This window comes from Actibacterium lipolyticum, from assembly GCF_900184935.1.
In the GTDB taxonomy this organism is placed as follows: domain Bacteria; phylum Pseudomonadota; class Alphaproteobacteria; order Rhodobacterales; family Rhodobacteraceae; genus Actibacterium_A; species Actibacterium_A lipolyticum.
Genome location: NZ_FXYE01000001.1, coordinates 297656 through 312254, shown reverse-complemented (window position 1 = coordinate 312254; position 14599 = coordinate 297656). Strand labels below are relative to the sequence as shown.

Annotated in this window: 12 protein-coding genes; 7 read left to right on the top strand and 5 right to left on the bottom strand. The window is 55.9% G+C overall.

The genetic code is table 11. The features are described 5' to 3' along the window. Positions 1-43: 43 nt before the first annotated feature. Positions 44-1525, bottom strand: coding sequence for a hypothetical protein (locus tag COL8621_RS01580; protein WP_093965588.1), 1482 nt, complete (start codon positions 1523-1525; stop codon positions 44-46). 346 nt (positions 1526-1871) lie between these two features. Next, positions 1872-3158: a crotonyl-CoA carboxylase/reductase gene (gene ccrA / locus COL8621_RS01575; RefSeq protein ID WP_093965587.1), complete on the bottom strand. Its 1287-nt coding sequence runs from the start codon at positions 3156-3158 to the stop codon at positions 1872-1874. Between the two features lie 291 nt (positions 3159-3449). Here ccrA and COL8621_RS01570 point away from each other — a divergent pair, with 291 nt between their 5' ends. The 4 genes from COL8621_RS01570 (at position 3450) to COL8621_RS01555 (ending at position 8009) form a co-directional block, all read left to right on the top strand. After that, positions 3450-5459 carry an ethylmalonyl-CoA mutase gene (locus COL8621_RS01570; protein ID WP_268875513.1) on the top strand — a complete coding sequence of 670 codons (2010 nt, stop codon included), beginning with the start codon at positions 3450-3452 and terminating at the stop codon, positions 5457-5459. A gap of 363 nt (positions 5460-5822) precedes the next feature. Next, positions 5823-6527: a purine-nucleoside phosphorylase gene (deoD, locus tag COL8621_RS01565; protein ID WP_093965585.1), complete on the top strand. Its 705-nt coding sequence runs from the start codon at positions 5823-5825 to the stop codon at positions 6525-6527. Positions 6528-6550: 23 nt separating this feature from the next. Then, entirely contained in the window at positions 6551-7534 is a 984-nt protein-coding gene (locus tag COL8621_RS01560) for an aldo/keto reductase (RefSeq protein ID WP_093965584.1), read from the top strand. 25 nt (positions 7535-7559) lie between these two features. Next, positions 7560-8009, top strand: coding sequence for a hypothetical protein (locus COL8621_RS01555; protein ID WP_093965583.1), 450 nt, complete (start codon positions 7560-7562; stop codon positions 8007-8009). Here COL8621_RS01555 and COL8621_RS01550 read toward each other — a convergent pair. The 3 genes from COL8621_RS01550 to COL8621_RS01535 form a co-directional block, all read right to left on the bottom strand. Then, entirely contained in the window at positions 8006-8857 is an 852-nt protein-coding gene (locus COL8621_RS01550) for an urea carboxylase-associated family protein (RefSeq protein WP_093965582.1), read from the bottom strand. The two genes, COL8621_RS01555 and COL8621_RS01550, sit on opposite strands and share 4 nt — an antisense overlap. A gap of 247 nt (positions 8858-9104) precedes the next feature. Then, positions 9105-10757: an FAD-binding dehydrogenase gene (locus COL8621_RS01540; RefSeq protein ID WP_093966858.1), complete on the bottom strand. Its 1653-nt coding sequence runs from the start codon at positions 10755-10757 to the stop codon at positions 9105-9107. A gap of 132 nt (positions 10758-10889) precedes the next feature. Further along, positions 10890-11669: a succinate dehydrogenase iron-sulfur subunit gene (locus COL8621_RS01535; protein ID WP_093965580.1), complete on the bottom strand. Its 780-nt coding sequence runs from the start codon at positions 11667-11669 to the stop codon at positions 10890-10892. Positions 11670-11816: 147 nt separating this feature from the next. Between COL8621_RS01535 and COL8621_RS01530 the strand changes: the two genes are divergently transcribed. From COL8621_RS01530 to COL8621_RS01520, 3 genes are read left to right on the top strand one after another with little or no spacing between them, the layout of a single operon-like run. Next, positions 11817-12788 carry a glycosyltransferase gene (locus COL8621_RS01530; protein ID WP_093965579.1) on the top strand — a complete coding sequence of 324 codons (972 nt, stop codon included), beginning with the start codon at positions 11817-11819 and terminating at the stop codon, positions 12786-12788. 43 nt (positions 12789-12831) lie between these two features. Next, positions 12832-13752 carry a polysaccharide pyruvyl transferase family protein gene (locus COL8621_RS01525; RefSeq protein WP_093965578.1) on the top strand — a complete coding sequence of 307 codons (921 nt, stop codon included), beginning with the start codon at positions 12832-12834 and terminating at the stop codon, positions 13750-13752. Continuing rightward, positions 13749-14591 carry a Stf0 family sulfotransferase gene (locus tag COL8621_RS01520; protein WP_093965577.1) on the top strand — a complete coding sequence of 281 codons (843 nt, stop codon included), beginning with the start codon at positions 13749-13751 and terminating at the stop codon, positions 14589-14591. The genes COL8621_RS01525 and COL8621_RS01520 overlap by 4 nt, the downstream gene beginning before the upstream one ends. The last annotated feature ends 8 nt before the right edge of the window (positions 14592-14599 follow it).

The window sequence follows — 14599 nt, the reverse complement described above, 5'->3', positions numbered from 1 at the left end:
AGGGGGCAAACGCTCCCCAGCAAACCCGGACAAAGTCCCCACATCATGGCGGGCAGCGATCGGTCATTGACACGAGGCCAGCCTGCCCACCAATCAAAACCGAGGGCGGTTCATCCAAGATGGAGATTATAGACCGAAGTGGCTCCGTTGAGGGGATGACCTCAAACTCTTGCATGTTGCTTGATGCGAACAGTTTGCCTGAAGCCTTGTCCGCGATGACGAAAACCTCCCATGCGTCGACATAGTCAATGCTGACCAGATGCGTCCAAGGCTGGACGATGGGGAAATTGTCGAACCGGACGACGGAAAGGTCTTCCTTTATCTCGAAAACGCCCTTTTCGGACTGGCTGAGATGTTTTCCGCCCAGTGATCGAACGCGGGGAAGGTCACCGAGATTTTCGTAGCTCAAGCCCGCCGGTCTTGAGAAGCCCGAGCCGTCGAATGCAAGAAATCCGTGGCTATCGCTGAGAAAAGCTGGCATCTCTCCACTCAACATCACGGTTTTGGGCAGGTAGAAGTCCTTGTCCAAGACGGGTGGTTCGAGGTTTTCGACAAGTGTGGCCCTGACCTCCCCCGGGCCAAGCATGAAGGCCTTTGGCCGCATCCTTTCCACACCCCGCTTCGTCTGGGCATCTGGACCGCTCCAACCGAACCAGACCCCGGTTGCCGGATGACGGGTCCAGTCCCCGGCCGGCGCGAAACCTGCGAACGTCATATTACCATCGGCCAGCTTGAAAAACAGGGGCTTGAAGGCGTTGTTCTCAGGGAAGATCCTGACAAGATCGCCGCTGACCTCGATCACCGCATCCAGCAACGTGTCGAACAGTCGCGCGCCGTCTGGCAGGGTCATCGGTATTCTGCGCCATGTGCCACCATCGGCGCGAAACCAGATCGAACTTGATTGTCGAACGGTCAGGCTCGGCCCACCTGTCAGTGCGAACGCGCCTGAAATTTCGGGGACAGTGCGGACTGACCTCGTTATGTCGCCATGGAAAATTGGCAATGGCTCTTGCGGTTGCACCCGTCCCGCTACGATACGGTTCCATGCGTCGGCTCGCCTCGATGTGCGAAAATAAGCCTCACCCGCTCCCTGATCAAAGAAGGCGTCCCAGTAGTCCCGTGTCGCTTCAATGGGTTCCCATGATGAAGTCCCATCTTGATGGTAGAAAATCACCTTCGGTTTGGAACCGAAACCATAGGCATTTCCATTCAGGTTCACATGTATCCCATGCTCAAAGGCAAAGCCCCAGACATGTGGAAAGTCGCTTTCGATCAGGTTGTAGCGCGACCCGTCGTATTCGTAGAGCTGATGACGATTGACTGCTTTGAAAACCAAGCCATCAAAACCAGGGATGGTGATCGGATCGCTGGCAATGCGATATGGCTGTTCGATTTCGACGGGCAGTTTCGCTTCGCCGCCAACGACATCCCGGACGCAGTATGTATCGGCACTGAGAGAGGTCGCCGATAGGATTGCCCCAATCGCCGCAAGAGCCTTGATCGGTAGATGTAATCCCGCTGTCATCTCAAAAAATCCTTCGCGTCAGGTCTTGAATCCCCCATGGAAGCCTTCGTCCGAACCGATGCAAGGGCATGCACAACAACCTTCCATGGGCGCAACATATCCTTCCCACAATACGAAGGTCGTGCATACGCCATCATACAAAACTCATGATTGACGCACTCGGTCATAATCGACCGCTTGCCACCATGTTTGCGATAGCACTTCGGATGCCTACCCCAAAAGCCAATTTGCCCTAAGGAAAACTATGAACACCCGGAAACAAATTGTTTCCGGGTGCTCATGTCCCAAATCCCGGAACGAGCCAGCTGAGCAGGGCGGGGCTTTTAATAACCGCTAAAGCGGTTGTTTACTTCGCAGCTTCAAGCGCGTCTTCCAATGTCCGCAGGCCAGTGCGCGGGGCCTGAACCAGAACAGACATGTTGCCCGGCTTGTGCTCGTTGCGCAGCATCTTCGTGTGCGCGGCGGGGATTTCATCCCATGGGAACACTTCGGACATATAAGGGTCAATCCGGCGCTCAATCATCAGACGGTTCGCAGCAGCAGCCTGTTTCAGGTGCGCAAAGTGGCTGCCCTGAAGGCGCTTCTGGTGCATCCACATGTAACGAACGTCGAACGTACAGTTAAAGCCGGTGGTGCCCGCGCAGATCACGACCATGCCGCCCTTTTTACAGACGAATGTCGAAACCGGGAACGTCGCCTCGCCGGGGTGTTCGAAGACGATGTCAACGTTGTTGCCCTTGCCAGTGATGTCCCAGATCGCCTTGCCGAACTTACGAACTTCTTTGAACCATTCGTTGTATTCAGGCGTGTTAACCGTGGGCAGCTGGCCCCAGCATTTGAAGTCTTTACGGTTGATGACGCCCTTGGCCCCAAGGCCCATAACGAATTCGCGCTTATCCTCGTCGGAAATCACGCCGATCGCGTTACCGCCAGCCGCGTTGATCAGCTGGATCGCGTAAGAACCCAGCCCCCCCGACGCGCCCCAAACCAGAACGTTCTGGCCCGGCTTCAGCTCGTGCGGGTGGTGGCCGAACAGCATGCGGTATGCGGTGGCCAGCGTCAGCGTATAACAGGCGCTTTCTTCCCAAGTCAGGTGCTTAGGACGCGGCAGAAGCTGCTGAGCCTGAACGTTGGTGAACTGGGCAAACGACCCATCAGGCGTTTCATAGCCCCAGATACGCTGGCTTGGGGAATACATCGGATCGCCGCCGTTGCATTCTTCGTCGTCGCCATCGTCTTGGTTACAGTGGATGACAACTTCGTCGCCCACTTTCCAGTTCTTAACCTTATCGCCAACGGCCCAAACGATGCCCGACGCATCGGAACCGGCGATGTGGTATTCGGCGTTGTGAACGTCAAACGGCGAAATCGGAACGCCCAGACCAGCCCAGATACCGTTGTAGTTCACGCCCGCAGCCATCACGAGAACAAGAACCTCGTGGCTGTCCAGAACGGGTGTGTCCACCACTTCTACCTGAAAGGATTGATCCGGTTCGCCATGCCGTTCACGACGGATTGCCCAAGCGTACATTTGCTTAGGGACGTAACCCATCGGAGGCATTTCGCCCACTTCATAGAGGTCCTTTTCGGGCGCGTCGTATGAAATTACGTCCGTGTTGGTGTCGAGAGCCATCAGAGCCTCCTCGTTAGAATGGATTGCCGCATCGCAGAATCGATGCCTGATTTAGCTTGGAATAGAATTCGCCGCGAAACTTTGCAACCGTGAAAACGCATATTTTGTAATTTTATGTCTCAGTGACGTAACGGGAAAACCTTGTCGCGGGTCCCCTGACCGCCCCCTTTCTTGCATTAGCGTACCATTTCCTTGGCTTTTTCGCGAGTTTTGACATCATGGGTTTGGAATGGGGCGTTTGCGCCGCAGTGCGGCGAATTGACAACGCCATAAAATTCCACGTATCACCAACTGAACGAAACAAAGTTACCAACCCGATTCACGAGGCCCCCGATGACCGACACGCAGAAAGACCGCCCCTGGCTGTTCCGTACATATGCCGGTCACTCCACGGCTAAGGCATCGAACGCGCTGTATCGCGGCAACCTTGCGAAGGGTCAGACAGGCCTTTCCGTTGCCTTCGATCTGCCCACCCAAACCGGGTATGACAGCGACCATGAATTGTCGCGCGGCGAAGTCGGAAAGGTTGGCGTGCCCGTTGCGCATCTGGGCGATATGCGCGCGCTGTTCAAGGATATCCCGCTTGAACAGATGAACACGTCGATGACGATCAACGCGACCGCGCCTTGGCTGCTTTCGCTGTATATCGCCGTGGCCGAGGAACAAGGCGCAGATGTGTCCAAGCTGCAGGGCACGGTTCAGAACGACATCATCAAAGAATACCTAAGCCGCGGCACATATATCTGCCCGCCCAAGCCTAGCTTGCGGATGATCACCGACGTGGCGGCCTATACGCGCGAACATCTGCCCAAATGGAACCCGATGAACGTGTGTTCCTATCACCTGCAAGAGGCTGGCGCGACACCCGAACAGGAACTTGCCTTTGCGCTTGCCACGGCAACGGCTGTTCTGGACGACCTGAAAGGCAAGGTGTCCGAAGAAGCATTCCCCGCCATGGTTGGTCGTATCAGTTTCTTCGTGAACGCCGGCATCCGCTTCGTGACCGAGATGTGCAAAATGCGCGCCTTTGTTGAGCTGTGGGATGAAATCACGCGCGAACGCTATGGCGTCGAAGACCCGAAATTCCGCCGGTTCCGTTATGGCGTTCAGGTAAACTCGCTTGGTTTGACCGAGCAGCAGCCGGAAAACAACGTCTACCGCATTCTGATCGAAATGCTGGCTGTAACGCTTTCGAAAAACGCCCGCGCCCGCGCCGTGCAGTTGCCTGCGTGGAACGAGGCCCTTGGCCTGCCCCGCCCGTGGGATCAGCAATGGTCGCTTCGGATGCAGCAGATTTTGGCCTATGAAACCGACCTTCTGGAATATGGCGACCTGTTCGATGGCAACCCGGCCGTTACGAAAAAGGTTGAGGCGTTGAAAGAAGGCGCACGGGCCGAATTGGCGCAGATTGACGGTATGGGCGGCGCGGTTGCATCGATCGAATACATGAAATCGCGGCTGGTTGAATCCAACGCCGAACGCATCACGCATATCGAAACCGGCAACACCACCGTCGTTGGCGTGAACCGCTGGACCGAGGGCGAGGAAAGCCCGCTAACCGCTGGCGAAGAGGCCATCATGGTTGCCGATCCAGAAGCCGAGGCCGACCAGCTGGCCCGCCTGAACGAATGGCGCAACAGCCGAGACGAGGCCCGCGTTCAAGCCGCACTGGCCAAAGTGCGCGAGGCCGCCAAAACCGGCACGAACATCATGATCCCATCCATCGAAGCCGCCAAAGCTGGGGCAACAACCGGCGAATGGGGCGACATGGTGCGTGCGGCGTTCGGCCAGTATCGCGGCCCAACCGGCGTATCCAAGAATCCGTCGAACCGTACCGAAGGGCTGGAAGAGATCCGCGAACAGGTTAGCACCGTGTCTGATAAACTTGGCCGCCGCCTGAAGTTCCTTGTCGGCAAGCCGGGTCTTGATGGCCATTCGAACGGCGCCGAACAAATCGCCGCCCGAGCGCGTGATTGCGGCATGGATATTTCTTACGAAGGTATCCGGCTGACACCAGAAGAGATCGTGACCGCTGCCAAAGAAGAAGATGCCCACGTTGTTGGCCTCTCCATCCTGTCAGGCTCGCACATCCCCCTGATCGAAGAGCTGATGGGCCGCATGAAAGACGAAGGGCTGACGCATATCCCGGTGGTCGTTGGCGGGATCATCCCCGATGACGACGCTCAGCGTCTGTTGGGCATGGGCGTCGCTAAGGTGTACACTCCGAAGGATTTTGAACTGAACCGCATCATGTTCGATATCGTCGGGCTTGTGGACCCTGCCCCCGTCGCGGCCGAGTAAAACAAGGCCATTCACAGGCTTTGCTTGATGACGGCCTGAAACTGCGCAAGACTATCCTTATTACTTCGCACGATAGAAGCATGCCGCCTCTATCGTGCAAGTCTATGGGGAAATACGCATGGCTGATGTTCAGACCTGCCACAAAGCTGTTACTCTCAGATCGGGAAAGCATCGCGATATCCGGCTTAATGTGCAGCCTCGGAGGCGAACAAATCTCGCCTGAGCCTATTATCGCCAACCCAAAACCATTTTTCGCAAATCTTCGCCATCAACCTTTATCCTAGAATCTATTTCCAAGCATTCACCGTTTTCATTCGCCCCACGTGGGTATAGTTTTTTTCAAAACAACGCAGGACCCTTCCCATGACAGTTCATATTGGTGCCAAACCCGGTGATATTGCCGAAACCGTTCTTCTTCCTGGTGATCCCTATCGGGCGAAATGGGCTGCGGAAACGTTTTTGGAAAACGCCGTTTGCGTGAACGAAGTGCGCGGCATGTTGGGGTTCACCGGCACATGGAAAGGCAACCGCGTTACGATTCACGGGTCGGGCATGGGCATGCCATCGCTGTCGATCTATGCGAACGAATTGATCAAGGATTATGACGCGAAAACGCTGATCCGCATCGGATCGTGTGGTGGGATGCAAGACGATGTGAAAGTGCGCGACGTGATCTTGGCAATGACGGCGTCCAGCCTGTCCACCCCTTCCAGCGGCATCTTCAAAGAATTCAACTTTGCCCCTTGCGCCGATTTTGGCCTGTTGCAGGCCGCGCATAATGCCGCGAAGGGCAAATCGGCCACGACCCACGTTGGGGGCATCTATTCGTCTGACGTCTTTTATGACGAACGGCCTGACCTGAACGAACAGATGGTCCGCCACGGCATTCTTGGGGTCGAGATGGAGGCCGCAGAGCTTTATAATTTGGCCTCGCGTTATGGGCGCCGCGCCCTTGCTGTGCTGACCGTCAGCGATCACCTGAAAACCGGCGAAGCACTGCCATCCGACCAACGCGAGCGCAGCTTTGGCGACATGGTTGAAATCGCTCTGGAAGCCGCATTCGCCTAATCAAAGAACCTAGGAAACGCCCCATGCAAAAACGTAAACTTGGCCAAAATGGCCCAGAGGTAAGCGCGATTGGCCTTGGCTGCATGAGCTTTGCAAGCTTTTTCGGCAGCACGGACGAAGCCACCAGTCTGGCCTGCCTTGATGCCGCTGTCGAAGCAGGGATCGATTTCTGGGACACCTCCAACATCTACGGAATGGGCGTTTCCGAACGGGTAATCGGAACCTATCTGGCGCAAAAGAAGCCCAAGGTGACACTGGCCACAAAGGTCGGCATCGTTCCCGGCCCTCCGCGCAGCTTTAATAACCAGGCCGACTATATCCGGTCTGAACTTGACGGCTCGCTTAAGCGGCTGAACCGTGACCGGGTTGAGCTTTACTATATCCACCGGCGCGAACAGGAACGCCCGATTGAAGAAGTGGCCGAAACCATGGCCCGCCTAATCGAAGAAGGTTTGATCGGCGGTTACGGCCTTTCAGAGGTCGCACCGTCAACGTTGCGCCGCGCCCATGCCGTGCACCCCTGCATGGCGGTCCAAAACGAATACTCGCTGTGGACGCGCCAACCCGAACTTGGAATGATTCAGACCTGCAAGGAATTGGGTGTAGCCTTCATCCCGTTTTCGCCATTGGCACGCGGAATGTTCGGCGAAACCTCGGTTGATCCAACCAAGATGGAGGAAACGGATTGGCGCAAAACGTCGCCGCGTTTCACCGAACCCAACTATGGTTACAACAACCATGCAATCGAAGGGTTCCGCGACCTTTGCCGTGATCGCGGCTGGTCAGTTTCGGCCGCAGCACTTGCATGGGTGTTGGATAAAGGCGATCACCTGATCCCAATTCCCGGCACACGCACCGCAGAGCACTTGAAAGAATGGCTAAGTGCGGTCAACATTACCTTGTCAGATGCAGATCGCGCGGCAATTGAACAGGTGCTGCCGGTTGGGTTTGCACATGGGGACCGATACAGTGACCAACAAATGATCGGGGTCGAACGATACTCCTGACCCCGCCACTTAGGGTGGTGATGACATGTTGAAGCTTATCATTTTCGCAATTTTTCTTGGCCTGCTCCCAAGTGGTTCGCAGGCGCAGGCCAACGATGATTGGGGCGATCTGGACGCGCTGCTAAGCCAAACCCTTGCGGGTGGCGCTGCGCCCGCCGCGTCGATTTGGTTGCCCAACGCCGATACGGCCCAAGCAGCGACCGAAGCATTGGGCATCGTCTATGTACACGTGCCCGGTTCCGCAGGTAGCGCGACGATTCACGCAGGGCTGTTTCAAAAACTGGACTCCGGTTTTACCAGTGTCGCGCAAATCAACGGGCTGTTGGGGTTTGAGCCCCGCGATCAGGTGTTTGGCCCGACTGACATCACCCTAACCACAACCATGCCTAACCCCGGTGATCCGCGTTGTTGCCCCACTGGCGTTGGGCATTGGCGTATCGACCGCGCCACGATGATCGCTCAGCGCCTGAATTAACCACCCGCACCATGGGATCGGTCATATCCGTTCGGCACTGGCGGCACCCATCCTTTCAAGGCACCGCTTTCCAGCGTGAAAACCTCCACCAGCAACGGATGGCATTGCGCTGTGTCGCTTGAATGTTCGCTTCCGCAATCGCCGCCAGGGCAAGCGCTCAGCGCGCCCAGAACGTCCACCTCTGCGAAGAATTCAAGGAAATCGCCCTGACGGACCGGGCTGGCCTTCATGAAATACTGGCCGGTGTCCCGTGTGAACCCGGTACACATGAAGACGTTCAAAACATCATGCACGTGCTGTTCAGCCTCGGCCAAGGCCATACCGGTTTCTTCGGCCAAGGCCCGCGTCAGGTTGGAATGACAGCAATGGTGATACTGCCCACCGCTAAGAAGATTGTTCGTATAGGGATCGCATCGGGTGCCAATCACATCGTGAACCGAACCCCCGAATTCATCGATGCCGTACCAGTCAAGCGTGTCGTGCGTGATGGTTGCCAAGGGGCGCAGGTTTGGAAAAGACGACCACATGCGACACCCCGTCGAAAGATGAGTGCCATGCAGCGCACGGGTTTTCCCAGAGTAGAACCGTTCGGCCAAATTGTTGGCGTTCCATATGTTAAGGTCACCCACCTGCGGACCATCCGGGCAGGAAATACGAAAGAACTGCCCAGCCTTCGCGTTAAAACAACGGGCCTGACGCGCGGGTATCAGCACCTCGTCAGTTTTGACCATCCGCTTTCGTGCAGTACGCAGCAGCGTTAGGTCGGGCTGTGGCAGGGCCTCCACCGGGTAGCAAATGACAGGAGCAACAGCACGGCGCGCGGCGGCGTCTTTTGGCGGAGTATGCATCTAACGTTCCTTGTTGCGCAGGCAGGTTTGCGGCGATTTTCCCGGCTTGCAATAGGTGGTGGCACCACATGCCACACAAGCAAAATAGGTTTCCCCATTCTTGTTAAGGCGGCGGTCTTCGCGCCAACGACACTGGCGCGTTCCCGGTTTGGCAAACAGCAGCATAAGTAGAAAGGCCACGATCAGGCCCAATGGTACCAGCATAGACGCCCCAATTCCTTCGCAGCGCGCGTGTCATCTGACGGGCCTAGACGGACCTTCCGACCTGCCGGCCAGAAAAGATGCACCCGCCCAAAAATGTGCCCTCTAGCGCGTTGTAGCCGTGATAACCGCCTCCGCCGAAACCAGCAACTTCACCAGCGGCGAACAAGCCCGGAAACGGCGAACCATCCGGCCGCAGAACTTGACCGCTTAGATCCGTATGCAAACCACCCAGTGATTTGCGCGTCAGAATGTTCAGGCGCACAGCGATAAGTGGGCCGTTTGCAGGGTCCAGTATCTTGTGCGGCTTCGCCGTGCGTATCAGCTTGTCGCCACGATACGCACGCGCGCCACGGATGGCCGTGATCTGCGCGTCCTTTGCGAAGGGGTTTTCAAGCTGTGCGTCGCGCGCCTCTATCTGCTGGCGAATATGCGTCAAGTCGACCGGCGCATCCGGCGTCAGAGCGTTCATGCCTTCGACCAACGCCTCCAGCGTATCGCGCACAACGAAATCCGCGCCGTGTGCTTTGAACGCTTCGACGGCGGGCGGCGCGCCCTTTCCAAGACGGGATTTCAGAACCTCCCGCCATTTTCCCGAGGTGAAATCAGGGTTCTGTTCCGACCCTGATAGGGCGAATTCCTTTTCAACGATCTTCTGAGTCAGGATGAACCAGCTATGTTCGTGCCCGGTTTGCAGAATGCGCTTCAACGTTGAAAGCGTGTCAAACCCCGGCAGGCAGGGCGCGGCTATACGGTCGCCCAGTGCATCGAACCAAAGGGAGCTGGGGCCGGGCAAAATGCGAATCCCATGCTTGGGCCAGATTGGCGCCCAGTTCTGCACGCCTTCGGTGTAATGCCACATGCGATCACCGTTGATCAGCCCCGCCCCCGCGTCTTTGGCCACCTGTTGCATCTGCCCGTCCACATAGTCCGGCACACCCGCGATCATGTGTTTCGGCGCCGGGCCAAGCCGATCGACCGGCCAATAGCTGCGCACAAGTTCGTGGTTGCCGCCGATACCGCCGCTGGTCACAACGATGCTTTCGCCTTTTGCGGTGAAATCGCCAACCTGTTCGCGCGTCGTTGATACCCCTCGCGCCTCCGTGGCCGCCGCCAACTGCACACCCGCAACGCCCGTTGCGATGCCACCTTCGATCAGAAGCTCGCTCACCTTATGGCGAAATCCGAACCGCAGCTTTCCTGCAGCCTCGGCCTCGCGCACCTGCCGGATAAACGGCGCGATGACGCCCGGCCCCGTGCCCCAAGTCAAATGAAACCGCGGGACAGAGTTGCCGTGGCCATCCGCCATTTCGCCACCACGTTCGGCCCAGCCGACCACGGGGAACCAGCGCATGCCCAGCCCATGCAGCCAGCTGCGCATCTCGCCCGCGGCGAAGTCCAAATATGCGTCGGCGAATTTGCGCGGGTTCGCATCTTCGGGGCGATCGAACCCGGCCGAGCCCATCCAGTCAGTCGCCGCCAAATCGCGACTATCGGAAATGCCCATGCGCCGCTGTTCGGGCGTATCGACCATAAACAAACCACCAAGGGACCAGAACGCCTGCCCGCCAAGGGATTGTTCGCCCTCTTGGTCCAAAACCAACACGCTGCGCCCACGCGCGGTGGCCTCGCTTGCGGCGACCAAACCGGCCAACCCTGCGCCCACAACGATTACATCTGCCGCTAAATGTTCGGTCATGGCCCCTCCGCTTTTTGACAGGGTAAGGGCAAGACCCGCCACCGGTCGAGCCTTGACGTAGCGGGACGCCAAAATGCAAAACCGGCCCACAAGGGGCCGGTTCAATGTCGCGATAGATTGCCGAAGGTCAGATTAGACCGTGCGTTCAACCATCATCTTTTTAATTTCCGAGATCGCCTTCGCAGGGTTCAAACCCTTGGGGCAAGTCTTAGCGCAGTTCATGATGGTGTGGCAGCGGTACAGTTTGAATGGATCTTCCAACTCGTCCAAACGCTCACCGGTTGCTTCATCACGGCTGTCGATGATCCAGCGATACGCGTGCAGCAACGCCGCAGGGCCAAGATACCGATCACCGTTCCACCAGTAGGATGGGCAAGAGGTTGAACAGCTTGCACACATGACGCATTCGTAAAGACCATCCAGTTTCTTACGGTCTTCAATCGACTGCTTCCATTCCTTCGCAGGGCGGTTCGTTTTGGTTTCCAGCCACGGCATGATCGACGCATGCTGGGCATAGAAATGCGTCAGATCGGGGATCAAATCCTTCACCACCGGCATGTGCGGCAGAGGATAGATTTTCACGTCGCCCTTGATCTCGTCCATGCCATAGATACAGGCCAGCGTGTTGATCCCGTCGATGTTCATCGCACAGGACCCGCAAATACCTTCGCGGCAAGACCGGCGGAAGGTCAGCGTCGGATCAATCTCGTTTTTGATCTTGATCAGCGCATCCAGAACCATCGGACCGCAGGTATCCATATCGACGAAATAGGTATCCACGCGTGGATTCTGACCGTCATCAGGGTTCCAGCGGTAAATCTGGAACTTGCGAACGTTGGTTGCGCCGGTCGGCCGCGGCCATGTTTTACCGGTCGTGATCTTGGAGTTCTTGGGTAGTGTGAACTGAACCATTGCTACCGCCTAGTCTTGCAGGTCATTTTTCTTTGCTAACCTACTCGACGGTCAACGGAAAGCCAATGACCAACGGGCGAAGTTTTCGCTAACGGGCGTCCTAATAATGGTTAAATATGTGGCATTTACAACGCTCGATGCACCCCTATGCTGGCTGCAAACGGGATATTGCGGGTTTTACAAGAGATGGAACGTATCTCGGTCGTCATCTGCACCTTCAATGGTGCAAGAACTCTGCCACGATTGCTAGAGCATCTAAAGAGTGTTGAGTCTGTTGGCCTCGAAGTTGAAATTATCTTTGTGGACAACGCTAGCACTGATGAGACGGCGCAAATACTCGCAAATGCGCACCTTCCATGGCCGACTGTAATTAAAGAAGAACCGCGTCCCGGAAAATCCTACGCGCTTAACACCGGGATCGCGGCTGCGACCGGAAGCTTAGTCGTTTTTGCAGACGACGATATATTGCCCGCCCCGACCTGGTTGAGAGCATATTATGAAGCCGCTCGAAACCTGCCGGAAGTCATTGCGTTTGCGGGGCAAGTCCGCCCCCGTTGGGATGCGCCCGCGCCAAAATGGCTGCTTCACCTTTCTGATAAGGGGCGTGCATTCGGATCAACGCCGGTCGAACGAAATAGCCGAGTTGCAGATGCAAAGTTCTGGCAGTTCAAAGGCGCAAATATGATGGTCCGCAGTGCGACCCTAAATGAGCATTGCTTCGATACGGAACACCTGAACTTCGCTGCAAATTCTGCCGGAGGGGAAGACACTGGCTTAATCAAGGAAATCCTCGGGACCGGCCAGCGAGGGGTTTTCGTGCCCGATGCCTGCGTACAGCACATCATCCGCCCAGATCAAATCAGCTTGCGCACAGTCTGGCAGCGGGAAGTACGCATAGGTATGGTGCGCGCAGCACGCCAAGATTACCCACATAACAAATTGGGACCAGTCGTTTTGTACGTCCCAGTCAAGGGCATGCGCACAGCACTTTCACTAGGTTTGGGCGCGGTATTATATGCAAGCCTGGGTCGCTCGTCTAAAGCAGCAGAAAAACTTGTAGCGCTCGCACGACTGTTGGGGGAAATGAAGAAAACGTTGGCGATACGCAAGCAACACTGACGCCCGTATCAGGGCAAGTCTCGCACTGGGAAACTTACGATCAATGAAACTTTTTTACTGGAAAAGCCCGGCCGGAAACTTTGGCGACGATCTGAATCTTTGGCTGTGGGATCGGTTTCTTCCTGGATGGCGCGAATGGGACGAGCAGCGAACCCTTGTCGGGGTTGGGACCATATTAAACACACGCAATCTACCGGATGCGGGCAGCTACCTCGTACTGGGCAGTGGAAGCGGCTTCGGCCAACTACCCGATTTGAATGCCAACTCGGAGTGGGACATTCGCTTCGTTCGTGGCCCGCTAACCGCAGAAAAAATGGGTTTGGGCATGGAGAAATTTGCCACCGACCCGGCCGCGCTCATATCTCGGCTTCCAGAATTTTCTGGCCTTTCCGAACGTAAAGGCATTGCCTTCATCCCACATTGCCATAGCGATGTTAGCCCATACTATGACTGGCAAACTATCTGCGAAAATGCCGGCCTTAGATATATATCTCCGCGGGAAGAGGCTCGGACGGTCATCGAACAGATAGCACGCTCTGAAAAGGTCATAACGGAATCCATGCACGGAGCTATTCTTGCTGACGCCTTCAGAATTCCGTGGAAAGCCGTTTCACAGGTAGCCAATTTCAACAACTTCAAATGGCAAGATTGGGCTGCGAGTCTGGAGATGAATGTCGAGATCACACCACTTCCTGCCGTTCAAACGACCGAAGCCGCGCCCACTCCTCGGGGGGTGCGGGGCCTAATCTTTAGGCTAAAGGGCAAGAAACCGAAACTAGTCGACCGCGAACCTTCAGTAGAAGAGATCACAAGCACCCAATCGCGGTTGATAAAAGCTCTCACCGATTTGTCTCGTCAGGAATTCAACCTGAGCGACAAGAGTATTCTAGACGCGCAGCTAGACACAATAGAGCGCATTTTCTCTGAAACGATAGCCGACTATTCTGTGCGAGGTTCGCAATGAGTAATCGATCTGACCGAGATCGCCCAACCAACCTTTGGGACAGACAGTTCTCATCTGACTTTGACTTCCCACCGACAGATGCAACCACGCACGTGGTCATTTGCAGCACGCCACGGTCAGGCAGTCATTTCCTAAGCCATCAACTGCATGAAACAGGCGCGTTTGGGTATCCGCTGGAATACCTCAATCCTGCAAACTTCCGAGAGTGGGCACGCCTTTCTGGATCTGACGATGACAGGGCCGTTTTTGATTTCATCAAGGGCAAGCGCACTGGGCGGAACGGGGTTTTTGCCCTAAAAATGCATTATAGTCATCTTCCCCTCTTCCTAAAGCTGGAACCCGATCCCCAGAGGTACAGCTTTCTGCATGTGAGCCGTCAGAGCAAGATTGATCAAGCGGTTTCATTCGCCCGCGCTTCTCAAACGAAATCGTGGATTTCGGATATGCCCGAAGTGGCCGAGGCGCATTACGACTGGGAGCTTATTTTTGACAAACTGACCAGTATTCTTGTCGATGAGGCCAAGTGGCAAGCCTATTTTCTTGCATCGGGCATCTCGCCTCTAATGCTTGAATACGAAACCATCCTGCAGAACTCTCAGGCTACCATCAACGCAGCTAGCTCATTCTGCGGCATTGACATATCGAACGCCCCACCATCTGCCGTGAAATTCAAACCACAAAAACAAGCAAGAAGTGGTGGCGCAGACTGGTCCAAATCTTTTCTAGCTGAAGGCACTGAAAAAATCGCTGGGATCGTTACATCTCGCGCGAAGCAACAAGTTTCGAAAAATAAAAATCGATCAGGTTTTTGGGCTGCACTGAGTGGCTTTTCGAAGTGAACACCAAG